We start from the raw sequence: 24176 nt of genomic DNA, 5'->3' as shown, positions 1-24176 counted from the left end.
GCTAATTTTTATTTACGTTTATAATGGTTGAATTTATCTAAATCTAATTCCAAGCCTAAACCCGGACCTTGTGGGATTTTCATCGAAGCATTCGAAAATGCTACTTTGGTTTTAACAATATCATCCGTTAATAATAATGGTCCGAAAAGTTCCGTTCCCCATGACATTGTTTTCAGCGTACTAAAAGCATGAGCCGAAGCCACTGAACCAATTGTTCCTTCCAATAAGGTACCTCCATACAAACTGATATCAGCAGCTTCTGCAATCGCAGCTACTTTTAAAACATTATACAATCCGCCTGATTTTCCGATTTTTAAAGCAAAAACATCACCACCTCTTATTTTCGCTAATTTGAAAGCATCTGTACTATCGTTCAATGCTTCATCTGCCATAATTGGTACGGTAAACATTTTGGTTAAACGAGCCAAACCTTCAAAATTTTCTTTAACTATCGGTTGCTCAATCAAATCAATTCCTGCATCCTGAAGTTTTGCAATACTTATTTTTGCGGTACTTTCATCCCAAGCCTGATTCACATCCACCGTTATTTTTGCTCTGTCTCCCATTGCTTTTTTAATAGCGGCAACGTGAGCGATTGAAATTTCCGGCGCTTGCCATCCAATTTTTAATTTAAAAGTATTGTGTCTTCCAATAGCTAAAAGATGCTCCGCTTCTTCAATATCTTGTTGTGTATTTCCGCTTGCCAAGGTCCATAAAACAGGCAAAGTTTCAGTTATCGCTCCTCCAAATAAAGTAGCGACAGAAACACCTAATCTTTTTCCATGCGCATCTAGAAGTGCTGTTTCAATTCCTGATTTTGCAATTCGGTTGCCTTTGATGTTTTTTTCTATCCAAAACATGGCTTTGTGAATATTGGTCGCATCCTGACCCACTAACAAAGGAGCAAAATAAGTGTCAATATTGAGTTTCATACTTTCCGGAGATTCCTCCCCATAACTCAATCCACCGATTGTTGTCGCTTCTCCGATTCCTTCAATTCCATCACTGCAAAACAAACGAATGATAACCATAGTTTGTTTTTTCATTACGGTCATTGAGAGATGATGCGGGCGAATTGTTGGCAAATCAACCAGAATAGCTTCAATTTTTTCAATAATAGGATTATTCATTTCTTAGTATCTAAATTTATTTGATTTCGACAGGAGTGAGTACTCACTCACAAATAATTGAGTGCTCACTTACTGTTTGCTTATCACAAATTTATAGCTAAAAGCAGGGTCTAAAATTGGATTAATTTGCTATTAATGAGACAAATCAAACAAATCGATAAAAACATAACCATTTGTTTGTAATACCTTTAAATGGAATAACAGATAGAAAAATCTTTAATTTCCTCTAAAAAGCAGGACAAACCATACTTTCTGCAGTAAAATTGGAAATAAGGGAGTAATAAACGCCTATTTAATAAGGTTGACGGCTATCGCATTTTTATAATTGGAATGGTAAAAGACGAATGGAGTGATTACTTACGTCCTAATTGACTTCTGAATTCTTTGGGAGTGAGTCCGGTTTTTTTCTTAAACAAACGCGTAAAATAAGCGGGATCTTCAATATCTAATTCATAGGATATTTCGGCAATTGACATATCAAAATTGCGCAAGTAAATTTTAGCTTCGTCAATAAAAAAATTAATCACAACATCTTTTGGCGACAAGCCGGAAACATCTTTACAAATTCGGTTGAGATGTCCGCTAGAAATAGCTAAACGGGCCGCATAATCTTCAACGCTTACTTTAAAAGATTTTTGTTCCTTAATTAATTGAATAAAACGCCTGTAATACATTTTATTCTTATTATCGGAAAAAGGAACAGCAGCAGAAGTTACAAATACCCTGTATAAACGCAACAACATCATTCCCACTAGGTACTGTAAAGCATGCTGTTTACCCGGTAATTCAGAGTAATATTCATCTATGCATTTACGAATCGTTGTCAAAGCATCATTGATTAATTTATCATCTTCGGATAATTTTGAAATGTGTATTTCGTCTATCTTATTGATGATGTCGGTATCAAGCTTCAACATATTCTCCAAGGATTTGTCATAAAGCGAGATTACCCATCCTTTAGTATCCGGATTCATGCGCAGACCATGACTCATATTTTTTGGAATAGAAAAAAAAGAGACACTATCCACAACTTGACTTTCGCCATTAATTATCAATTCAAGATATCCGCTTTCTACGACAAAAATTTGAAAAAGATCACTATGTGCATGAGGTTTAATATACCATTCGTGGCGTTTACCGGTCATTTCCATTGGAGTAATATGAATAATATCCCTAACCATATCAATAGAGTTATCACCATAAATCCCCTTAAAAAATAATTTACTTCTCATGTATTATTTAGCTCAAAAACTATTTTGAAACCTATCAAAGATACTACAAATACAACTATATCGTTTGAGTACTATTTGCATTTTTTAGATAAAAGAAAAAGTTTTTATACTATTCTAAAACACTTCCCCTGTGACTTAAAAGACACAAAATCCCAAAAGATAAGAACTGATGGTTTCCTTCCTATTCACAAAAAAATTGGGTGTAGCTATCTTTCGATAATCACACCCAATCCATTAAAAAAATTAAAATTTTAGCACTGTAGCAAATACAACTCTCCAAGTTCCTATCAAATTCAGATTACTTACTGCTCTTCCGCTGTTATCCGCATTCCCCCATTCGGCAGCTGAATATTCCGCTTCCAAACCAAATTTTAAATTTTTAATAGGCACTTCAATTCGTGGTGCCAATCGATAAATATAATTAATAGTTCTGGTCGTTGCATTTCCTGAAGCCGCTATACCTCCTACCATGTTTGAAAATCCATAAGCTACTGCTTTTCCAGAAATTGGATTAGTAGCGCCATCGTTTTGGCTAAAGCCTGCAAAAAATCCAGGAATTATTTTTTTAGTTTTTCCGGTTAAGTCAATCCAAAAAGATTGTGTCGCCATTGTCGAATAGGTTTCTAAACCTGAACCAGTAGTTGGTGTATATCCTACATATCCTCCGAGCATTATGAATGAAGTGGCGTTTTCACCATACATTGCTTCAGCTTTTATAGTCATAGGTTTCGTTTCAAAACGGCCATATGCCATAACGGAAACACTATTGAGTCTTTCATTTGAAAAATCATTGGTCAATCCAGAACCTGTTTTAGGACGAATTTGCTCAAAATGACCCGCCAAACCTACAAGAACATCTTTGTTTTTATAATTTACCTGAACATGTCCGGAAGGAATTGAACTGTTTCTGTACGGAGCCGTATTCGAAGTAAAATCCCTTTGTGAAACAGCTGCTATCATAAGATTAAAATGAGTATTCAACTTTTGGGTAAACCGAATCTGGGGATTTCTGTTGTACGGCATATAAGGCGCGCCTCCACTAAAATTAACTACTCCGGGAAACATTTCCGGAATGGTTAGCGGATGCCAAAATTGACCTATTCCCAACTGGCTTTTTCTCCAGTCTAATGTAATCCAAGCATGTCTCAAACGAAATTCATTGATTCCTCCTTCGGCATTACCAAAAAAATCACCTTCAAGGAATCCGAAAGTTTTTGCACCCAAAACATCCGGTGCATTTACTTTGACTCCGGCTCTGGATAATACATCCAGCATTTGAAACTTGGAAGCAGAGTTTCTATCTTTCCCCTTGGAATCAAAATCAGCATCTTTTCCCCAAAGTACCACTGCCGCTTCTCTTACATCAACAGTCTGGCGGGAATCAAACACCGCATCATGTCGAATAAATCCAAAAAACTTAACATCAAAAAGCGGTTCTTTTTTCTCTGGTTTCATAACAACAATACTATCCTTTTTTTTAATGGTTTCTTGAGCATTAAGTAATACTGTCGTAAGTAATAAACCAGTTATTGCAACTATTTTTTTTAACTTCATTTCGTTATTTTTTCTGTTCTATAAATCCTAACTATTTAGGAATAATCTTGATTTTACTTGTCTATTCTTCGGCAACAATAGTATTTAGTGCAGCCGTTTCCTGTTGCTGTACTTGTGCTTTTTTCTCTTGACTGTGCTTTACATTAATAAAACAAACAGCCAAAGCGCCTATAGCTCCCGGAATAGCAAATGCTACAAAATTGAATTGGAAAGGCAATTCTAAACCCATTAAAGCCCCACCTAAAATAGGCCCAAGTATAGCACCCAATCTCCCTATTCCGGATGCCCAGCCAATACCGGAAGATCTAATGTTTATAGGATAAAACTGTGCGACATACGTGTAACACAATATTTGTGTACCAATAGTAGTTGCTCCTGCAATAGCGATTAAAACATACAATACCAGAGTAGAATTTTTGAAACCAAGCAAGCTTAAAGAGATTGCAGCGACGGCAAAAAATGAAATCAACACTGTTTTCAAATTAAATTTATCACCAAGCCAGCCTCCGCCAATAGCCCCTGCCATGGCACCAACATTTAAAACCAATAAAAAAGTAAGGCTAGAACCTAATTCGTAACCTGCTTTAGTCATTAATTTAGGCAACCAAGAATTTAATCCATAAACCATCAAAAGACAGGTGAAAAAAGCAACCCAAAACATAATTGTACTTACGGTTCTGTTCTGTTTAAATAGTTGGTTGACACTCGCTCCGGCAGCTTTTGCTTCTCCAGAGTCTAAAATATCGCCTTGTTTAGGAACGTAAGTTGGCTCAATAAGCGAAAGTATTTTTTTAGCCTCATCTGTTCTTTTTTGCTTCGCTAAAAACCCAACAGAATCCGGTAAAAATTTAATAATCAAAGGCAATAAAAGTATGGGCACTAATCCGACATAAAATACGGATTGCCATCCAAAATTAGGGATCAAAAATATTCCCAATCCGGCAGAAAGCATCCCTCCTACAGAATAGCCGCTAAACATCAATGTTACTAAAGTACTTCTGACTTTTTTTGGAGCATATTCAGTCATTAAAGCCACTGCATTTGGCATTACCCCACCAATTCCAAGTCCTGCAAGAAAACGCAAAATTCCAAATTGTAACGGTGTTTGTGCAAATCCATTGATAAAAGTGAATCCGCTGAATAAGAAAATACAAAAAATAATTGCTTTTTTTCGTCCAATACGATCCGAAAGTGTTCCAAATATCAGTGCTCCAAACATCATCCCAAAAAGTGCGTAACTCCCCAATGTGCCCGCTTCTAATGGAGTTAAATGCCATTTATCCATCAATAAAGGCAAAACTACCCCATAAATAACCAAGTCGTAACCATCAAAAATGATGATTAGTGCACACCAGAATATCACCGTCCAATGAAATCGGTTCAGCTTTGCGTTGTCTATCAAATTATGAATATCTATTTTTCGCATAATTTTTTGTTTTTTAGTTAAAAATTTAATGGTTATTGGTTAATAGGTATTACAGGCTGTTATATGGTTGAGCCCGTTTTAACAAATTTCTCCATATAAAAATTTGTATGTTTAATAGGATTTATACCAAGGTTTATTTTGGTCCATTCCTTATAGGTGATGCAATCATTTATAGATGCCGTTTCTCATTGTAAGCACAATTTAATTGGTATTCATTTAAGAATATAGTGGTCAATCACTATAATCTATTATGTAATACATTTACACAATTATTGACTTATTAGTGATTAAAATCAATTTAAATTAAATAAAACACAATTATTAGTTGATTTTTATATTGATATGCAAATATTGAAATTATTCAAGGTGAAAAATTGTTCTTTTAAATCAAAAACAGGACAAATCAAATGTTTAAAAGAAATTGAAGATGAAAAAAGAATATTTAAATCCTTTTTTTACCAATAACGAAAAGGTAGAATGCAAAAAATAGGAATTTGTAAATCAGACTTATAAGTATAATCTAAACCAGTTTCCCATGATTGTGGCAGCAAAAGGAATACCATTACAAATTGAAAGCAAGTGGAGTATTTATGCCTCTTTATAAATACAAAGATTGTAGCGTAAGATACAGTATTAAAGGTGGAATAATATTTAAAGACTAACATGCATCGCTATCTTAGGATGTGACAAGACCCCAATAAAAAAGAGCCAGTCAAAATTGACTGGCTCTCTAAATTTGAAATATTTCTTATTTCCAACCTCCTCCTAAATCCCTGTAAACATGGACTACGGCATTGAGTTGTTCTTTTTTGGTTTCAATCAGTTCGAGGTTGGATTCCAATGCATCTCGTTGCGTCATCAGAACTTCAAAATAGTCAACTCTGGCAGACTTAAACAAGTCATTAGAAACATCTATCGAACGGTTCAATGCAGCTACTTGTTGCGATTTCAAGTCATAGCTTTTTCCAATATTAGTGATCTTAGAAAGCTGGTTAGAAACTTCGAGATAGGCATTTAAAATGGTACGTTCATAGTTATACAAAGCCTGAAGTTGTCGTGCATTGGCAGAACTATACTCAGCTTTGATTGCATTTCTGTTAATCAGTGGCCCAGCAATATCTCCAGCCAGCGAATACATTATCGATTCTGGAAGCGTAAACAAGTAGGATGGTTTAAAAGCATTTAATCCTATTGCTGCTGAAATATCTAATGAAGGATAAAACTCGGCTCTAGCCACTTTTACATCCAGCTTTGCAGCAGCCAGTTCTAATTCTGCTTGTTTGATATCGGGACGATTCGACAATAATTGCGAAGGAATTCCGGAATTGACAGCAGAAGGAAGTAAACTTAAAAAATTACTTTTATCCCTCGCTATTTCCTGCGGATAACGCCCGAGTAAAAAGTTGATTTTATTCTCCGTTTCTTTTATATTTTGAAGAATATCAAACTCCATACTTTTGGAAGCCATTACCTCTGCCTGAAACTTTTGAACGGCCAATTCTGTTGCTCTAGCAGCTTCTTTCTGAATTTTTACGATTTCTAAAGCGTTGGATTGCAATGTGATGTTCTGTCTTACAATATCCAATTGGCTATCTAAAGCCCGCAATTCATAATAAGAATCGGCAACTTCAGCAATAAGGTTCGTAATCACGAAGTTTTTACCCTCAACAGTCGATAAATACCGGCTCACTGCTGCTTTCTTAGAATTGCGCAGTTTTTTCCAAATATCAACTTCCCAATGGGCATAGGCTGCCAGTTTATAATCTTGTAATACTTCTGGAACAATAAGACCTGATGTAATCTCCGCAGATGCATCCCCAGCTCCTTGACTGGTATACTTTCCTACTTTTTCAACTCCTGCACCCGCTCCTATACCAACTGATGGTAAGAGCAATCCCTTTTTTACACGAATCTCATTCTTTGCAATCTCAATTTCCTGCAAAGTAATCATCAATTCCTGATTGTTTTTTAAGGCTACATCGATCAAATTTACCAGATTCTGATCCTTAAAATAGGTACGCCAAGGAGTCGCTGAAATATTGGTCGTATCAGTACTTTTATCGAATGATTCAGGAACAGGTTTACTTGCTGTCAACGGTGCGATAGCCGGAGTACAACTTACCACCGCCAGGCAAATGCCCAGCGGGATAATATATTTATGCAACTTGATTTTATACATGGTTATTATCAATTTCTTCGGTTAATGGATTGTTATTTTGTTTTTTTACCATCTTGATTTTTGCAGCTATACTTCCGAAGATATAATACAATCCCGGAATAAGCAATACTCCAATAACAGTTCCTAAAAGCATTCCTCCAAGTGCAGCAGAACCAATAGTTCTATTACCAATTTTACCTGGACCACTTGCAAATACCAATGGAACTAATCCCGCAATAAAAGCAAATGAAGTCATCAAAATAGGACGAAATCTTACTTTGGCACCTTCCATGGCGGCTTCTAAAATGGTGGCTCCAGCTTCGTGTTTTTGAACAGCAAACTCGACAATCAAAACCGCATTTTTACCTAGCAAACCTATAAGCATAACAAAGGCAACCTGAGCATAAATGTTGTTTTCTAAACCGCATATTGAAAGCAATAAAAACGATCCAAAAATCCCTGCCGGAAGTGATAAAATCACAGCAAAAGGCAACACAAAACTTTCGTATTGAGCGGCTAAAACCAAATAAACAAAGAGCAAACAGATTAAAAAGATGTAAATCGCCTCGTTACCACGACCCACTTCATCTTTGGAAATACCAGCCCAGTCTATACCAAATCCTCTTGGTAAAGTTTTTTCGGCAACTTCTTGAATGGCTTTGATAGATTCTCCACTACTAAATCCTGCTGCTGATTGTCCACTGATCTCAGAGGCATTGTACATATTATGTCTTGTGATTTCAGACAATCCATATACTTTTTCCATTTTCATAAAAGCCGAAAAAGGCACCATTTCGTCACGATCGTTTTTGACATACAATTTCATAATATCTTCTGGCAAAGCTCTGTATTCTGGCGATGTTTGAACGATTACCTTGTATTGTCGGTCGTATTTGATAAAACTAATTTCATAATTACTACCTACCAATGTCGAAAGTGTATTCATGGCATTATCAATCGAAACTCCTTTTTGTTGGGCAATATCATTGTCAATTTTCATCATATACTGCGGAAAACTGGCACTATAAAAACTAAATACTGATGATAATTCTGGTCGTTTATTCAATTCTTTTACAAAATCGTTATTTACGGTTTCCATTTTTTTATAATCACCAGAACCTGCTTTGTCCAGCAAACGCAATTCAAATCCACCTGCTGCACCATAACCGGGCACGGCTGGCGGTTGGAAAAACTCAATTGTAGCTCCCGTAATATCTTTGGATTTTTCCTCGAGCTCTTTCATAATCTCATTAGCTGAATGCTCACGATCTTCCCAACTTTTTAGGTTAACCAAACAAGTTCCAGAATTAGAACCTGTTCCTTCTGTCAAGATTTCAAATCCAGCCAAAGCCGATACCGATTGCACTCCTTCGATTTTTTCTGCAATTTTTTGCAATTTTAAAGCCACATCATTGGTTCTTTCTAATGAAGAGCCCGGAGGAGTTTGTATAATGGCATAGAACATTCCTTGGTCTTCGTTTGGAATAAATCCTGTTGGAAGACTGTTGTTCAAGAAAAAGATTCCGATACAAAAGGAGATGAAGGCAATAAAGGTGATAGACCTTTTGTTAACGATTTTCCCAAGTATTCCTTGATATTTCCCTGTAAGTTGGTTGAATTTGTTATTAAAACCGTCCAAGAAATTGTTCAAAGGCGTTTTCTTTCTAGGTACACCGTGAGCGTTTTTGAGCATCATAGCACAAAGTGCAGGTGTCAGTGTAAGTGCCACAACACCAGACAATATAATACCTGTTGCCATTGTGATAGAAAACTGACGGTAAAAAATACCTACTGGTCCCGACATAAAAGCAACTGGAATAAACACTGCTGCCATCAAAAACGTAATGGCTATAATGGCACCACTAATTTCGTGCATTGCTTTTTTTGTAGCCTTCAGTGGGCCTATATGATCTTCTTCCATCTTGGCGTGTACTGCCTCGATGACCACAATAGCATCATCGACAACGACACCAATAGCCAAAACAAGGGCGAATAACGTAACTAAATTGATGGTGATCCCAAAAAACTGCATGAAAGCAAATGTTCCAATAAGCGAAACAGGTACTGCAATGGCAGGAATAATTGTAGAACGCCAATCTCCTAAAAATAAGAAAACTACCAATCCTACCAGAATAAAGGCTTCCACCAAGGTATGAATTACTTTTTCGATAGAAGCATCAAGAAATTTAGAAGCGTCATAACTTATTTCATAATCAACTCCTTTAGGAAATGATGATTTCTTGATTTCGGCTAATTTTGCTTTTACATCTTTAATAACCTGACTTGCATTACTTCCGTACGATTGTTTTATTGTAATTGCCGCTGATGGACTTCCATTCAGGTTCGAATAAATATCGTACATCGAACTTCCAAATTCTATATTGGCAACATCTTTCAGACGAAGTATTTCTCCGTTTGGATTCGATTTTAGAATAATATTTCCGTACTGTTCCTGAGTAGTAAAACGTCCTGAATATTTCAGCACATATTCAAAGGCTTGTGAGCGTTTTCCAGAACTTTCTCCTGTTTTTCCTGGCGATGCTTCCAAACTTTGTTCTTCTAAAGCCTTCATGACCTCATCAGCAGAAATTTTGTAAGCCAGCATTCTGTCTGGTTTCAACCAAACTCGCATCGCATAATCTCTATTACCTACAATATCTGCATCACCAACGCCATCGACTCTTTTAAGTTCCGAAAGAATGTTGATATCTGCAAAGTTGTATAAGAACTTTTGATCCATCTTTGGATCTTTGCTATACAAGTTAACATACATTAAATTATTCGATTCTTCTCTAGTAATTTTCACCCCTTCTCGAACTACAAGCGGTGGCAGTTTATTTACAACAGATGCAACTCTATTCTGAATGTTTATAGAGGCTTGATTAGGATCTGTTCCTAAATTAAATACTACTTGTATAGATGCCTCTCCGTCATTACCAGCATCCGATGCAATATATTTCATTCCAGGAACACCATTAATGGCTCTTTCTAAAGGAATCACAACAGATTTAATCAATAACTCATTATTTGCTCCAGGATATTCTGCTGTTACATTTACTTTTGGGGGCGAAATAGAAGGCAATTGGGTAACGGGCAAATGGGTCATTGCCAAAATACCAAGCAAGACAATCATCAGCGATATTACTATCGACAGTACGGGTCTTTCTATAAATTTATTAAACATTTTTTATGATTTAAGATTACGTCTATTCTGCTTTTAATTTCAAATGATTCAGCACTTCTTCTGGTTTCTCAAAATCGTATTTGATTTTGTCATCATCCTTCACTTTCTGAACGCCTTCAAGTAATATCTTATCAGTTGCTGCAAGACCACTTTTTACTACATATAAATCGGGCATTTCGCCAGTAATGGTAATTTCTCTTGATCTCACAACATTCTTTTTATCCACCACAAAAACGTATTTTTTATCTTGAATTTCGTAAGTTGTTTTTTGAGGAATTACCAAAGCATTCTTAACAGGAACGGTCATCAAAACTTTACCAGTTTCTCCGTTTTTCAATAATTTATCAGGATTTGGGAAGCTGGATCTAAAAGCAACATTACCAGTTTCGCTATCGAACTCGCTTTCTATAAGTTCTACTTTTCCTTTGTATTTCAAAGGTTTTCCGTTTGCCAAAAGCAAGCTTACATGACTATCGCCACGACCTTTTATATTGTCTTGATATTCTAAATACTCGGGTTCAGAAACGTTGAAATAAGCAAACATCTTGCTATTGTCAGAAAGGCTAGTCAATAATTCTCCTTCTTCAACTAAACTTCCTATTTTTTTTGGGAGTCTATCGATAATTCCTGCAAATGGTGCCCTGATTTCGGTAAATGATAAATGGAGCTTTGCCATGGCTACTTCGGCTCTCGCTTGTGCGAGCTTAGCTTGTGCAATAGCTTGTTCATTTTTGGAAATTACATTTTTGTCGGCAAGTGTTTTAGCATTTAAAAGTTCTATTTCGGCACTTTTTGCCTCGGCTTGTGCTTTTAGTAATTCGGCCTCATACATTTTGGGCATAATTCGGAACAATAACTGCCCTGCTTTTACAGCTTGCCCTTCGTCAACATAAATGTTTTGCAGAAACCCTTTTTCTTGTGTTCGGATTTCAATATTTCGTACAGATTTTATCTGCGAAACATATTCTTTGGTAAACGAAGTGTCGATTACGGCAGGATTGGTTACCGTGAATTTAACTGTTTCTTCTTTTTCTTCTTTTTTAGTTGTACAGCTTATTAAGCACAACAGGGCGATAAAGCCTGTAAAAAGGGCATTTTTCTTCATGGTTTTAAATAAAATTGGTGCGATTTAACGCAGTGAATTCGGAAATTTATTTGGATGGAAAAAGGCATCAGTTGTCAGGGCGAGACCTAAACTGTCGTGCAAAAGGTAATTTGGTTACTATACATCCACATTTAGGTATTCATAAACATACCTTTTGTAACCGATGTATGATATATCAAATTCTTAAAACGCTGTTTATAATATAAATAGCAGATGAATTGCCGCAAAAAGGCATGAAGATTTTAAAACGCTTGAAGTAATAATTTGAAATAAAACATTGAGAGACCGGCAAATACCAGCTATGAAGCAAACTGTCTTTTTCAGCAAAAAATTTATTCGCAACTCCGTCTTTAATATCATTACCGCTGGAGTATTCCTCATCTAAATCTAAATCAGTATACTCAATTACGAGACTACCTTGATTTTTATTTGTAAGTTTTGCTTGCTGATTTTGTACAAGATTCGGAGTTGAAAAATGGCTGATATGGCTATGATTTGTATCTGCATGAAGATAACTCCCTCCGCCTAGCAGATGGAAACACAGATATACAAAAAATACAACTACTCTCATTTGGGAGCCAAAAGTAATAAAAGAATTGAAAAAATTGAAAGGAAAGGAAGAAATTGTGTTGGATTTAACAAGTAAAAGTAACGAAAACGTTTTCAGTAATTAATCTGAAATACATTTTCTCTGAAATAAATAATTGAGCACAAAACAATTAATAAATTTAAACCTATTAAACTCTTCAGAACATTAAACTCCTTTTCTGGATTTTTAAAATACTTTGTATATCAATATTTTAAAAATGGGCTAGTTTATTCAAATCTTACTTAAAATGGTTTGAAAAACACCAAAATAAAACTCTAAAATCATGATTTTCAAAATAGTTTTTCTAGACTAAACGATTAGTTGGCGAAAATGTTCATTGGTGCTATCTCTTAAAAATATCCTAAATAAACTTCTTTAAATAGATATATCGGGAAAAGTCGATATATTTGCAACATGGATCACATAGAAATATTTAAAGCCTTATCAAACAAGTCCAGATTACAAATGCTGGAATGGCTAAAAGAACCTGAAATAAATTTTCCGGAACAACTGGCTGCAGGTTTTGAGCATGGTGTTTGCGTAGGACAAATTCAGGCCAAAGCAGGACTAACCCAATCGACGGTTTCAGAATATTTAGCAATACTACAACGTGCCGGGTTCATCGAGTCTACTCGTGTTGGGCAATGGACATATTACAAACGCAACGAGAAAGCATTCACAGCACTCAGCAAAATAATCGAATCTAATCTATAAATAATTATGAATACAAATAGTTTGTTTAAGCCCTTCCATTTGAAGACGCTAAATCTTAAAAATAGAATTGTAATGGCGCCTATGACGCGCTCTTTTTCTCCAAATGGAGTACCTACAAATGAAGTCGCAGCTTATTATCAAAAAAGAGCTGAAGGCGAAGTAGGTTTGATATTATCTGAAGGAACGGTTATCAATAGACCTTCTTCATCAAACGATGCTAATGTGCCTCACTTTTATGGTGATAAATCCTTGGCAGGATGGAAACAAGTAATTGATAGCGTTCATTCAGCAGGTGGACAGATGGGACCGCAGATATGGCACATGGGCATCATGGATAATCATCATTCCGGTTGGGTTCCTCCAGTCCCTTTTGAAGGGCCATCTGGATTAAACAGACCTGATTTTAATAACGGTAATACTATGTCTGAAAAAGATATTGAAGATACCATTATTGCTTTCGGAAAAGCAGCTGCTGATGCCAAAAGATTAGGTTTTGATACTATAGAAATTCACGGTGCTCACGGTTACTTAATTGACCAGTTCTTTAGAGCTGAAACTAATTTGCGTACTGATATTTATGGTGGAAAAACAGTATCGGAACGTAATCGTTTTGCTATTGAAGTCGTGAAAGAAATAAGAAAACAAGTAGGAAACGATTTTGCTGTGATTATGAGATTTTCTCAATTTAAACCTTCTGATTACAATTATAAATTGGCAAAAAATCCTCAAGAATTAGAAGCTTGGCTTACGCCTCTTGTTGATGCCGGAGTTGATCTTTTGCATTGTTCACAACGTCGTTTCTGGGAACCTGAATTCGAAAATTCTGATTTGAATTTTGCCGGATGGGCGAAAAAAGTAACTGGAGCTCCAACTATTACTGTAGGTTCTGTTGGGCTTTCCGGAGATTTCTTTGGTGCTTTTGCAGGAGAAAGTTCACAGCCTACTTCGTTAGAAGAATTAAACAGACGTTTCGACAGAGGAGATTTTGACCTCGTAGCGGTTGGAAGACCACTTTTATCAGATCCGAATTGGGTTGCCAAAATAAAAGAAGGAAAAAATGACCAATTAAAAGGCTTTAGCAAAGAAGCTTTGGGTGAATTAGTATTGGAATAAACATTTAAAAATACAAATCAGTTTATAAAAAAGTTATCTTATAATAGTCAAACCAAAAAGAGAGAAATTCCTAAAATTTCTCTCTTTTTTTATAAAATTATTTAATTTTTCAATCGATCAGACAATTCTCTTTTATACGTAATGCCAATAGGCAATCTTTCTTTTTTAATGATGACAAAATCTTTTTCGGTAGATTCAATTTTGTCCAATGCCACGATATACGATTTATGAATACGCATGAAATTCTTTTCGGGAAGGCATTTCTCGAATTCGGTGGTAGTAATCGAAGCTAAATAGGTCTTTTTTAAGGTGTGCAATTTCACATAATTACCAAAACTTTGTGCAAATAAAAGCTGGTCTAATTCGATTTCCATAAAATAACCATCTATTTTCACGTTTACCGAATTGACTATTACTTCCTCTGTTTTGATTTTATTGTTTTCTGTAGTAAAAAAACGTTCAACAGCTTTTAAAAAACGAGGGAAATAAATGGGTTTCAACAAATAATCAATAACGCCATAATCATAACTTTCAAGAGCAAATTCAGAATAAGCTGTCGTTAAAATCGTTTTAGGATGTGTTGGAATAATCTTTAGCAATTCCATTCCGGTAATTTCAGGCATATTAATATCTAAAAACATCAAATCGACTTTATTCTCTCGAAGATAATCCATGGCTTCAATACCATTATACCCTTGGAAAACCAATTCTAATTGTGGATTCTGTTTGATATAATTCACCAAAACATAATGTGCTGCTGGCTCATCATCAACAATAATGCATTTTTTGGTTTCTTTCATTATACAAACTTTTTCAGCTGCAATTTCAAATCTACAATATACGTATTTTTATCATCTTGAATATCTAGTTTATAGTCTTTTCCATAAATTAGGTTCAACCGCTCAATAGTATTTTTTAAGCCAATTTTAGTCGAAACAACCCCAGTTTTTTTCTTTGGAATTGAATTGACTACATGTAAGTGTAACAACCCATTTTCGACAGTAATAATAATCCGAACGAAACATTTCTCTATAGCACAAGTTCCGTGTTTGAATGCATTTTCAATAAAGGCAATCAATAACATTGGAGATACTTTGTAAGCATTTTCATTATCTATCTTACAATCATACGTAATGTCGCAACGGTAACCAACTCGTTCTTTTTCAAGTTGTATGTAACTGTTGATAAAATCAAGTTCGTCTTCAAGAGAGACACATTGTTTGCTATTACTTTCGAGTTGATACCGCATTAATTGTGACACTTTCATAATCAAATCAGGCGTTCTTTCAGGAAATTCTAAGCTAATTCCGTAGAGTGTATTGAATGTATTAAACAAAAAATGAGGATTCAATTGCCCTTTAAGGGCATTCAATTGCATTTGATTAAACAGCAAAGTTTCGTCAGTTTGTTTTTTATGAATTCTATAGAATTTAAAAACAATAATCGGACTCAAAATACAAACTAATGTTCCTAAAATACTGGCCAATTGGTAGACATAACTTCTTTGATGCGAGGTTTGATACAAATACGAATTATTAAATATCTCGAAAGTGGAAAATTCATATAAAAGGACTGAAAAAACAAACACTGTTAGGGCCGATACCAGTAAATATGCTAAAGGACGTTGCGCCTTAAATAATATTGGCAGAAGAAAAAAACGGTTGAATTGCGCGTGAAAATATAAGATGAAATAGTAAAAAACACCCAAAGAAATAGAGCTCAACGAGCTGAATAACATCCAATCATTTTTTAAGGTAAAAAGTGTAAATGAAAAGGCAACAACAGCAATTTCTTGCCACCATTGGTTATCCATTATGTTATCAATTTTTTTACTCATTTTTAATACTTAAATAGTATGCAAATTAAGCACAAATATTTAATTTATATTTGCAATAAATGACCAATTGAATTGGTCATTTATTATTGCATTACATCATTTAACAAGACATATATCGACTCAAGAGAAATAATTTTGTTAATAATTTTATACTTTAAAATTTATGCATTTGAAAAAAATTACATTATTATTTTTATTGATTTTTGCCAACATTAGTTTTGCACAAACCTTGTCTTTAAAAGAAGCAATAAAAACAGGTTTAGAAAACTATGGTTCAATAAAAGCAAAAAGCAACTACGCCAATGCTTCGCGAGAGACTCTCAAACAATCACAGCGTGATTACTTGCCCAATCTTAATCTGTCCGCACAACAAGATTACGGAACAATTAATGGGCAAAATGGTGCTTTATACGGATTTAATGGATTAGGAACCGCTTCTTCCGGACCTGCATTACCGGAACAAAACTGGAATGCTGCCTTTGGCGCTCTATATTTGGTCAACATGAACTGGGACTTTTTTACTTTTGGAAGAACACAGCAAAAAATTAATCTGGCCAAAATTGATGTTCAGAGTCGTGAAAACGATTTGCAACAGGAAAAATTTCAACAAGAAATCAAAATCTCAGCGGCTTATCTGAATTTATTAGCGAGTCAAAGATTATTGATTTCACAGCGAAAGAATTTAGATCGTGCTAACGTTTTCAAAAGAACAGCTGCTGCAAGGGTGAAAAACGGTTTACTCGCCGGAGTGGATTCTACTTTAGCAACTGCCGAAGTTTCGAAAGCCAAAATTGCTTTGAATCTGGCTAAAAATTTTGTAAAGGAACAAAACAATAAATTAGTTGATTTGATGGGAGTTGCCCCGCAAGATTTTGTTGTGGATACTCTTTTTGTAAATCAAATTCCGAAAGAATTATTAACTGGAATTGCTTCTGATAGCTTGCATCCGCTACTTCAATATTATAAAACGAAGATTGATTACAGCAACCAACAAGTTAAATTGTACAAACGTTTTTACTACCCAACCATGAGTATGTTTGGCGTTTTACAAACAAGAGCTTCTGGATTTAATTCGGATTACGGAACTAATCAAGCGTCTTTTAACAGAAATTATTTAGATGGTGTAAGTCCAGATCGTACTAATTATTTAGTTGGAGTCGGGATTAGCTGGAATTTAACTACTCCGCTCCGAATGAGCAAACAAGTTAGCGCCCAAAAGTTTGTTTCGCAAGGTTTGCAAGAAGAGTACAACCAGATTGATCGAGAACTAAAATCACAATTGAGTTTAGCCGATGATAAAATAAAAATTACGTTAGACAATTATGCAGAAGCACCAGTTCAAGTCAATGCTGCCGCACAAGCTTATTTGCAAAAATCGACTTTATATAAAAACGGATTAACCACTTTGACCGATTTGACGCAAACTATATACACTTTGAACCGTGCCGAAATTGATCGTGATATCGTCAATAATAATGTTTGGCAATCCTTTTTGCTTAAAGCAGCAGCCACAGGCAATTTTGACTTATTTATAAATGAATTTTAATTAAAGATCCTAATGAATTTAATACGTTTTGCACTCCGCAAACCCATTTCGATACTGGTATTGGTTGCAGGTTTATTTTTCTTCGGAATTGGCGCCATCAAAGACATTAAGGTAGATATTCTTCCTAAAATGAATTTGCCAGTAATTTATATTGCACATCCATTTGGTGGATACACTCCAGACCAAATGGAGGCTTATTTTGCTAAAAATTATGTCAACATCCTTCCTTTTGCCAATGGCGTAAAATCAGTCGAAACCAAGAATATTCAGGGTTTGATGATCATGAAATTGACCTATTATGAAAACACCAATATGGCGCAAGCAGCTGCCGAATTGAGTGCACTATCCAATAGAATTCAAGCGGCATTTCCTCCGGGTACACAACCGCCTTTCATCATTCGTTTTGATGCTTCTTCTTTGCCAATCGGACAATTGGTTTTAAGCAGTAAAATTAGGTCTAACAACGAATTACAGGATTTGGCCAATGTGTATGTGCGTGCTTCCTTTACTTCAATTCCAGGTTTATTATCTCCGGCTCCCTTTGGCGGAAGCCCAAGAACAATTGAGGTCAACGTAGATCCAGATTTATTGCGTTCGCATAATATGACACCAGATCAAATTGTGGAAGCTATAAAATTGAACAACCAAACAGCTCCTTCCGGAAACGTAAGAATTGGTGATAAAAACTACATTACCCCTACTAATAATACGATTAAAGAAGTTAAGGATTTTGAGAAAATTCCGTTGTTTAAAGGTAGCGTTCAAAACTTGACATTAGGCGATGTCGCGACCGTAAAAGATGGAGCTGATATTACGGCAGGATATGCTTTAGTAAACGGAAAACGTTCGGTTTACATTAGTATTGCCAAAGCGGGAGATGCTTCGACTTGGGATGTAGTTCAAAAATTAAAATCTGAATTGCCAAAAATTCAAAGTACATTACCTGAAGATGTAAAATTATCGTACGAATTTGACCAATCGGTTTATGTTATCAATTCGGTTAAAAGTTTAGTTACTGAGGGAATTATAGGAGCTGTCTTGACTGGATTAATGGTTTTATTATTCTTGGGAGACAGACGCGCCGCATTAATCGTAATTTTAACGATTCCAATATCCATTATTGCTGGTGTTTTATTTTTGAAATTATTCGGACAAACCATCAACTTGATGTCCTTGAGCGGACTGGCTTTGGCTATAGGAATTTTAGTGGATGAAAGTACGGTAACCATTGAAAACATTCACCAACATCTCGATATGGGAAAACCCAAGGCACTCGCCATTTGGGATGCTTGTAAAGAAATTGCATTGCCAAAATTGCTGATTCTACTTTGTATTTTAGCCGTTTTTGCTCCTGCTTTTACCATGGTTGGAATTCCTGGCGCTTTGTTTTTACCTTTAGCATTAGCGATTGGGTTTTCAATGATTATTTCGTTTTTACTGTCCCAAACTTTTGTGCCCGTTATGGCGAATTGGTTGATGAAAGAACATCCAAAAACAGAACATGCCCCGAATATTACTGATGATGAAGCCGAGTTTAATGCTTGTGGATTAACACCTGAATCTGAAAGGGATCTTATCGGTCAGAAAAAAGTAATGGTTGAAAGAGAGGATTTTGATAAAGATGGAAAAATAAGTCGTTTTGAAAGATTCAGAACCCGATTTATGAAAACCTTAGATCGTCTTTTTCCACACAAAAAGGCAACCAGTCTGGTATATCTTTTCGGAATTACACTTCTAGCTGTTGTGTTCCTTACTTATATTGGAAAAGATGTTTTCCCAAAGGTAAATTCGAGTCAGTTTCAGCTTAGAATGAGAGCTCCTACAGGAACACGCTTAGAACGCACCGAAGAAAAAGCAGTTTTAGTCCTCAAAGAATTAAAGAAAATGGTAGGCCAAGAACATATCGGAATTTCATCCGTATATGTGGGACAACACCCATCGTTGTTCTCTATTAATCCCATTTATTTATTTATGGCTGGCTCGCACGAGGCCGTTTTTCAAGTTAGTTTGAAAGATTACAATGCAGATATGGATGATTTTAAAGATGATTTCAGAGCTCGAATTAAAAAGATTCTTCCTGATGTAAAAATTTCGTTTGAACCCATCGAGCTTACCGATAAAGTTTTGAGTCAAGGTTCCCCTACTCCAATTGAAGTTAGAATTGCCGGAAAAGACAAAAAACGAAATGAAGCTTACGCCAATAAAATCGTCGAAAAGCTACAGCACATTGCTTATTTAAGAGATGTACAAATTGGGCAACCGATTCATTATCCTGCAATGAATATTACTATCGATAGAACACGCGCCGCTGAATTAGGTGTGGATATGAACGACATTTCGCGCTCGTTAATTGCTTCGACATCCTCTTCGAGGTATACGGAGAAAAATACTTGGGTGGATGAAAAAGCGGGATTATCCTATAATGTTCAAGTGCAAGTGCCTTTAAATAAAATGAAAAGCAAAACAGATATTGGTGAAATTCCAGTATTAAAAAATTCGTTACGTCCTGTTTTAAGCGATGTAGCCTCCATTACACCTTCATTTGTAAGTGGTGAAAATGACAATTTAGGAGCTATGCCCTACATTACCGTTACAGCAAACATTTACCAAACTGATTTAGGGACGGCAACAAAAGATGTGGCTGCAACAATAAACTCATTTGGCGAGTTGCCTCGTGGTTTATTCATCGAACCTATTGGTATGAGTAAAGTATTGAGCGAAACATTAAGCAGTTTACAAGTCGGATTATTGATTGCCATATTTGTAATCTTCTTAATGCTAGCTGCTAATTTTCAATCGTTCAAAGTTTCTTTGGTAATTTTAACAACGGTTCCTGCAGTAGTTTTAGGCTCGTTATTAATGTTATCGATTACAGGTTCTACCCTAAATTTACAATCGTATATGGGAATCATCATGTCCGTTGGGGTTTCGATAGCCAATGCCGTTTTACTGGTTACCAATGCCGAGCAATTGCGTAAAATAAATGGTAACGCTTTAGAATCGGCACGAGAAGCAGCCGCTTTACGACTTCGACCAATTATTATGACCAGTGTGGCTATGATTGCAGGAATGTTACCTATGGCTATTGGTGAAGGTGAAGGTGGCGGTCAAGTTTCGCCATTAGGAAGAGCCGTTATTGGAGGGTTATTATTTTCGACCTTTGCCGTTTTACTAATATTGCCTTTAATTTTTGCCTGGGCACAAGAAAAAACAACCACACAATCTATTTCTTTAGATCCTGAAGATGAAGAAAGTGTACATTATATATCCTCATTAAAATCAGAAAATGAAAAGTAAAATACTACAATCGACCACGCTATTTTTTGTAGCACTATTTTTTTTAAACAGTTGTAATTCGAATAAAAAAGAAGAACCAGTTGTGGAAATAGAACCTAAAACGGAAACCTTTCTTTTAGAAAAAGAAAAACTAAGCACCGAGTTGCGTTTACCAGCTGAATTGTCTGGTTTTCAACAAGTAGATTTGTACGCTAAAGTGAGTAGTTTTGTTAAAATTTTAAAAGTAGACATTGGATCAAAAGTAACCAAAGGACAACTTTTGATTGTTTTAGAAGCTCCTGAAATTAGCTCTCAATTGGCTGCAGCCGAATCGAAATTAAAATCGATGGAAGCTATTTATGCAACGAGTAAAAGTACCTACAACCGTTTGTATGAAACGAGTAAAGTAGAAGGAACGATTTCTAAAAATGATTTAGAATTGGCTAACGGAAAGAAAAATTCGGATTATGCCCAATACCAAGCTGCAATTGCAGGACATAAAGAAGTTGCGATTATGAGAGGTTATCTTGAAATTCGCGCTCCTTTTGATGGAATTGTAACTGCCAGAAACGTCAATTTAGGAACTTATGTAGGCCCATCAGGAAAAGGCTCAGATTTGCCTTTGTTGACGATTCAACAACAAAATAAATTGCGTTTAGCAGTTTCTATTCCAGAACTGTACACGGGTTATTTGCACCAAGGTGATGAAATGAGTTTTAGTGTAAAATCGTTACCGGATACCTTTAAAGCCACGATTCAAAGAATGTCTGGTGCTTTAGATTTAAAACTGCGTTCCGAACGTGTTGAAATGGACGTAAACAACACTCATGGTAATTTATTACCTGGAATGGTTGCTGAAGTTTTATTGCCGCTGAATGCAAAAGACAGCACTTTTGTAGTACCAAAATCGGCTGTGATTAATGCTGCCGAAGGTACTTTTGTTATTAAAGTAATAAACCATAAAGCATCAAGAATTACCATTAAAAAAGGAAGAGAAATTGATGATAAAATTGAAATTTTTGGTGATTTAAACCTAAAAGACAAACTGGTTAAAATTGCTAGTGAAGAGACTAAAGAAGGTGATGTTATAAATGAATAGCCACTGATATTTGGTGCACTGTTAGATTCCTGCCTCTTCTGCTCCTCACTTATAAAAAAATCCATTTTGCATCCTGTAAAGTGGATTTTTTTATAGGTACTATACCCTTATTTTCCATTCATTACAAATTTAAAAAATATTCAGTTCCATTAGCAGTTTAATTGTACTTTTTGGTTTGAATTTTGTAAATTTGTTTTATGAGTAAAGGGGAATCAATACAAGAATTTTACGAGAATAAATACGATTTTATGCCCGATAATCTGCGTAAGGAAATTGGTCATTTCAATGTGTTTAAACTAGAACCTTATGTAGGAAAGGGAGCCAAACCCGCACCTTACAAACGAAGAGATTATTTTAAAATAACACTTGTTAAAGGAAATGGAAAATTTCATTATGCCGATAAAGTTGTTGAAGTACAAAAGAGTGCAATCGTATTTTCTAATCCTCAAATACCATATAGTTGGGAACAAAGAGATCGAATAATCGGTGGATACTTTTGCATTTTTGATCAAGCCTTTTTTCATCACTATGGAAACCTCAATCAGTATTCCCTTTTTCAGCCGGATGGCAACCACGTTTTTGAAATAACAGATGAGCAATTAAAAACGTTAAGCGCAACCTATGAACGTATGTTTGAGGAAATTAATTCTGATTACATCCATAAATATGATGTACTTAGAACCATTGTTTTTGAAATAGTTCACTTTGCTTTGAAAATGGCTCCTTCAGATAATTTAACTAAACATCCACTCAATGCTGCCCAACGCATTTCTACATTATTTTTAGAATTGTTAGAACGTCAATTCCCTATTGATGATCCGCACCAAATAATATCCCTTCGCTCTGCTTCAGATTATGCCGAAAAGTTGAACGTACACGTTAATCATTTAAATAGGGCTATAAAAGAAACCACCGATAAAACAACTTCACAGATTATTGGGGAACGTATCGTACAGGAAGCAAAAATCCTATTGAGAGAAACTGCATGGTCAGTATCCGAAATCGCTTATGCATTAGGTTTTACCGAAGTAACCCACTTTAATAATTTTTTTAAAAAGCATATTCAGCTAAGTCCTATGAAGTTCAGGAATATTTGATTTTCGTAATTTATCGTTTCTTTTTCGTTATTCTATGCCCTAACCCTATTCTACCTTTGTAATGTAATTTATTAATTTAATTATTAAGAATATGGAAATGCAAAAAAGAAAACTTGGAAACAGTGGTTTAGAAGTCTCTGCTTTAGGAATGGGCTGTATGAATCTAAGTTTCGGTACTGGTAAAGCAGTTGACATCAATGATGGTATTCGTATCATCCGTACAGCGTTTGAAAAAGGCATCACCTTTTTTGACACTGCCGAAGCCTATGGTCCACTGAGTAATGAACTTTTGGTTGGACAAGCTTTGGAACCCATTAGAAAACAAGTAATCATCGCTACTAAATTTGGGATGATTTCAGACACAGGAATCAATAGCCGCCCGGAACATATCCGCAAAGTAGCTGATGAATCTTTGAAAAGACTGAAAACAGATTATATTGATTTATTTTACCAACACCGTGTTGATCCTAACGTGCCTATTGAAGATGTTGCAGGTACGCTAAAAGATTTAATACAGGAGGGCAAAATCAGACATTACGGACTTTCGGAAGTGGGTGCTGAGACCATTCGTCGTGCACACGCTATACATCCAGTAGCGGCTGTTCAAAATCAGTATTCTATCTGGACGAGAGAACCGGAAACATTAGTATTGCCAGTCTGCGAAGAACTTGGTATTGGCATCGTGCCTTGGGGGCCACTTGGAACAGGATTTCTTGCAGGCAATATAACAACCGAAACCAAATTTGACAGTGCCACCGACTTACGTGCCAGTTTTCCACGCTTTACATCAGAAGCCATAAAAGCCAATATGCCTGTTGTTGAATTGTTGCGAAATATAGCGAGCAAAAAAGATGCGACACCTGTTCAGATTGCTTTGGCTTGGTTACTGGCACAAAAACCTTGGATTGTTCCCATTCCAGGAATGGACAAAGTGGAATACATCGAGGACAACTTAAAATCTGTAAACGTTGAATTAACCAAAGAAGATCTTCTGGAAATTGATACTGAAATGTCAAAAATCAATGTGCAGGGTGCAAGACTTAGCGAAGGTCTGCTTTCTATGTCGGAAGATTAAAAAGTAAAAAGGCTTCCCTAAAAATCAGGATAAGCCTTTTT

At 35.7% G+C, this 24176-nt stretch carries 17 protein-coding genes; 7 read left to right on the top strand and 10 right to left on the bottom strand.

Features of this window, described 5'->3' with window-relative positions; translation table 11 throughout:
* Positions 1–8 precede the first annotated feature (8 nt).
* From OA85_RS10705 to OA85_RS10670, 8 genes are all read right to left on the bottom strand, one after another.
* Positions 9–1130, bottom strand: coding sequence for a muconate/chloromuconate family cycloisomerase (locus tag OA85_RS10705; protein WP_039109743.1), 1122 nt, complete (start codon positions 1128–1130; stop codon positions 9–11).
* A 353-nt stretch (positions 1131–1483) separates the two neighbouring features.
* Positions 1484–2362: an AraC family transcriptional regulator gene (locus OA85_RS10700; protein WP_039109742.1), complete on the bottom strand. Its 879-nt coding sequence runs from the start codon at positions 2360–2362 to the stop codon at positions 1484–1486.
* Positions 2363–2605: 243 nt separating this feature from the next.
* Positions 2606–3916 (bottom strand): DcaP family trimeric outer membrane transporter, encoded by a 1311-nt coding sequence (locus OA85_RS10695; protein WP_052257217.1) that lies wholly within the window; start codon positions 3914–3916, stop codon positions 2606–2608.
* 61 nt (positions 3917–3977) lie between these two features.
* Complete coding sequence (locus OA85_RS10690; RefSeq protein WP_052257216.1) at positions 3978–5342, bottom strand: aromatic acid/H+ symport family MFS transporter; 1365 nt, start codon at positions 5340–5342, stop codon at positions 3978–3980.
* Between the two features lie 748 nt (positions 5343–6090).
* Positions 6091–7521 (bottom strand): TolC family protein, encoded by a 1431-nt coding sequence (locus OA85_RS10685; RefSeq protein WP_039109741.1) that lies wholly within the window; start codon positions 7519–7521, stop codon positions 6091–6093.
* Positions 7514–10684: an efflux RND transporter permease subunit gene (locus tag OA85_RS10680; RefSeq protein WP_039109740.1), complete on the bottom strand. Its 3171-nt coding sequence runs from the start codon at positions 10682–10684 to the stop codon at positions 7514–7516. The genes OA85_RS10685 and OA85_RS10680 overlap by 8 nt, the downstream gene beginning before the upstream one ends.
* Positions 10685–10706: 22 nt before the next feature.
* Complete coding sequence (locus OA85_RS10675; RefSeq protein ID WP_039109739.1) at positions 10707–11789, bottom strand: efflux RND transporter periplasmic adaptor subunit; 1083 nt, start codon at positions 11787–11789, stop codon at positions 10707–10709.
* Positions 11790–11964: 175 nt separating this feature from the next.
* Positions 11965–12360 (bottom strand): hypothetical protein, encoded by a 396-nt coding sequence (locus OA85_RS10670; RefSeq protein WP_039109738.1) that lies wholly within the window; start codon positions 12358–12360, stop codon positions 11965–11967.
* A gap of 432 nt (positions 12361–12792) precedes the next feature.
* On the opposite strand from OA85_RS10670, the gene OA85_RS10665 reads away from it, so the two are divergent.
* Both OA85_RS10665 and OA85_RS10660 read left to right on the top strand, forming a co-directional pair.
* Positions 12793–13092 (top strand): helix-turn-helix transcriptional regulator, encoded by a 300-nt coding sequence (locus tag OA85_RS10665; protein WP_039109737.1) that lies wholly within the window; start codon positions 12793–12795, stop codon positions 13090–13092.
* Between the two features lie 6 nt (positions 13093–13098).
* Positions 13099–14205 (top strand): NADH:flavin oxidoreductase, encoded by a 1107-nt coding sequence (locus OA85_RS10660; RefSeq protein WP_039109736.1) that lies wholly within the window; start codon positions 13099–13101, stop codon positions 14203–14205.
* A gap of 101 nt (positions 14206–14306) precedes the next feature.
* On the opposite strand, the gene OA85_RS10655 is transcribed toward OA85_RS10660, so the two are convergent.
* The gene (locus OA85_RS10655; RefSeq protein ID WP_039109735.1) at positions 14307–15005 is read right to left on the bottom strand and encodes a LytTR family DNA-binding domain-containing protein; all 699 of its coding nucleotides are present in this window, start codon (positions 15003–15005) and stop codon (positions 14307–14309) included.
* Positions 15005–16042, bottom strand: a complete 1038-nt coding sequence (locus OA85_RS10650; RefSeq protein ID WP_039109734.1) for a sensor histidine kinase — start codon at positions 16040–16042, stop codon at positions 15005–15007. Before OA85_RS10650 ends, OA85_RS10655 begins: the two co-directional genes overlap by 1 nt.
* A 163-nt stretch (positions 16043–16205) precedes the next feature.
* Here OA85_RS10650 and OA85_RS10645 point away from each other — a divergent pair, with 163 nt between their 5' ends.
* The 5 genes from OA85_RS10645 to OA85_RS10625 all read left to right on the top strand — a co-directional run bounded on the left by OA85_RS10645 (position 16206) and on the right by OA85_RS10625 (position 24135).
* The gene (locus OA85_RS10645; RefSeq protein WP_039109733.1) at positions 16206–17588 is read left to right on the top strand and encodes a TolC family protein; all 1383 of its coding nucleotides are present in this window, start codon (positions 16206–16208) and stop codon (positions 17586–17588) included.
* 12 nt (positions 17589–17600) lie between these two features.
* Positions 17601–20885: an efflux RND transporter permease subunit gene (locus OA85_RS10640; RefSeq protein ID WP_039109732.1), complete on the top strand. Its 3285-nt coding sequence runs from the start codon at positions 17601–17603 to the stop codon at positions 20883–20885.
* A complete protein-coding gene (locus OA85_RS10635; protein ID WP_039109731.1) occupies positions 20875–21963 on the top strand; it encodes an efflux RND transporter periplasmic adaptor subunit in 1089 nt (362 codons plus the stop codon). The genes OA85_RS10640 and OA85_RS10635 overlap by 11 nt, the downstream gene beginning before the upstream one ends.
* A 197-nt stretch (positions 21964–22160) precedes the next feature.
* Positions 22161–23060: an AraC family transcriptional regulator gene (locus OA85_RS10630; protein WP_039109730.1), complete on the top strand. Its 900-nt coding sequence runs from the start codon at positions 22161–22163 to the stop codon at positions 23058–23060.
* Positions 23061–23157: 97 nt separating this feature from the next.
* Positions 23158–24135 (top strand): aldo/keto reductase, encoded by a 978-nt coding sequence (locus OA85_RS10625; protein WP_039109939.1) that lies wholly within the window; start codon positions 23158–23160, stop codon positions 24133–24135.
* Positions 24136–24176: the final 41 nt, after the last annotated feature.

Source organism: Flavobacterium sp. AED, assembly GCF_000812945.1.
GTDB lineage: Bacteria > Bacteroidota > Bacteroidia > Flavobacteriales > Flavobacteriaceae > Flavobacterium.
This window is presented reverse-complemented; position numbering and strand designations above follow the sequence as displayed.

Bases quoted from the DNA above. Each gene is read 5' to 3' on its own strand.
- OA85_RS10705 (WP_039109743.1), bottom strand. From the start codon at position 1,130: ATGAATAATCCTATTATTGAAAAAATTGAAGCTATTCTGGTTGATTTG.
- OA85_RS10700 (WP_039109742.1), bottom strand. From the start codon at position 2,362: ATGAGAAGTAAATTATTTTTTAAGGGGATTTATGGTGATAACTCTATT.
- OA85_RS10695 (WP_052257217.1), bottom strand. From the start codon at position 3,916: ATGAAGTTAAAAAAAATAGTTGCAATAACTGGTTTATTACTTACGACA.
- OA85_RS10690 (WP_052257216.1), bottom strand. From the start codon at position 5,342: ATGCGAAAAATAGATATTCATAATTTGATAGACAACGCAAAGCTGAAC.
- OA85_RS10685 (WP_039109741.1), bottom strand. From the start codon at position 7,521: ATGTATAAAATCAAGTTGCATAAATATATTATCCCGCTGGGCATTTGC.
- OA85_RS10680 (WP_039109740.1), bottom strand. From the start codon at position 10,684: ATGTTTAATAAATTTATAGAAAGACCCGTACTGTCGATAGTAATATCG.
- OA85_RS10675 (WP_039109739.1), bottom strand. From the start codon at position 11,789: ATGAAGAAAAATGCCCTTTTTACAGGCTTTATCGCCCTGTTGTGCTTA.
- OA85_RS10670 (WP_039109738.1), bottom strand. From the start codon at position 12,360: ATGAGAGTAGTTGTATTTTTTGTATATCTGTGTTTCCATCTGCTAGGC.
- OA85_RS10665 (WP_039109737.1), top strand. From the start codon at position 12,793: ATGGATCACATAGAAATATTTAAAGCCTTATCAAACAAGTCCAGATTA.
- OA85_RS10660 (WP_039109736.1), top strand. From the start codon at position 13,099: ATGAATACAAATAGTTTGTTTAAGCCCTTCCATTTGAAGACGCTAAAT.
- OA85_RS10655 (WP_039109735.1), bottom strand. From the start codon at position 15,005: ATGAAAGAAACCAAAAAATGCATTATTGTTGATGATGAGCCAGCAGCA.
- OA85_RS10650 (WP_039109734.1), bottom strand. From the start codon at position 16,042: ATGAGTAAAAAAATTGATAACATAATGGATAACCAATGGTGGCAAGAA.
- OA85_RS10645 (WP_039109733.1), top strand. From the start codon at position 16,206: ATGCATTTGAAAAAAATTACATTATTATTTTTATTGATTTTTGCCAAC.
- OA85_RS10640 (WP_039109732.1), top strand. From the start codon at position 17,601: ATGAATTTAATACGTTTTGCACTCCGCAAACCCATTTCGATACTGGTA.
- OA85_RS10635 (WP_039109731.1), top strand. From the start codon at position 20,875: ATGAAAAGTAAAATACTACAATCGACCACGCTATTTTTTGTAGCACTA.
- OA85_RS10630 (WP_039109730.1), top strand. From the start codon at position 22,161: ATGAGTAAAGGGGAATCAATACAAGAATTTTACGAGAATAAATACGAT.
- OA85_RS10625 (WP_039109939.1), top strand. From the start codon at position 23,158: ATGCAAAAAAGAAAACTTGGAAACAGTGGTTTAGAAGTCTCTGCTTTA.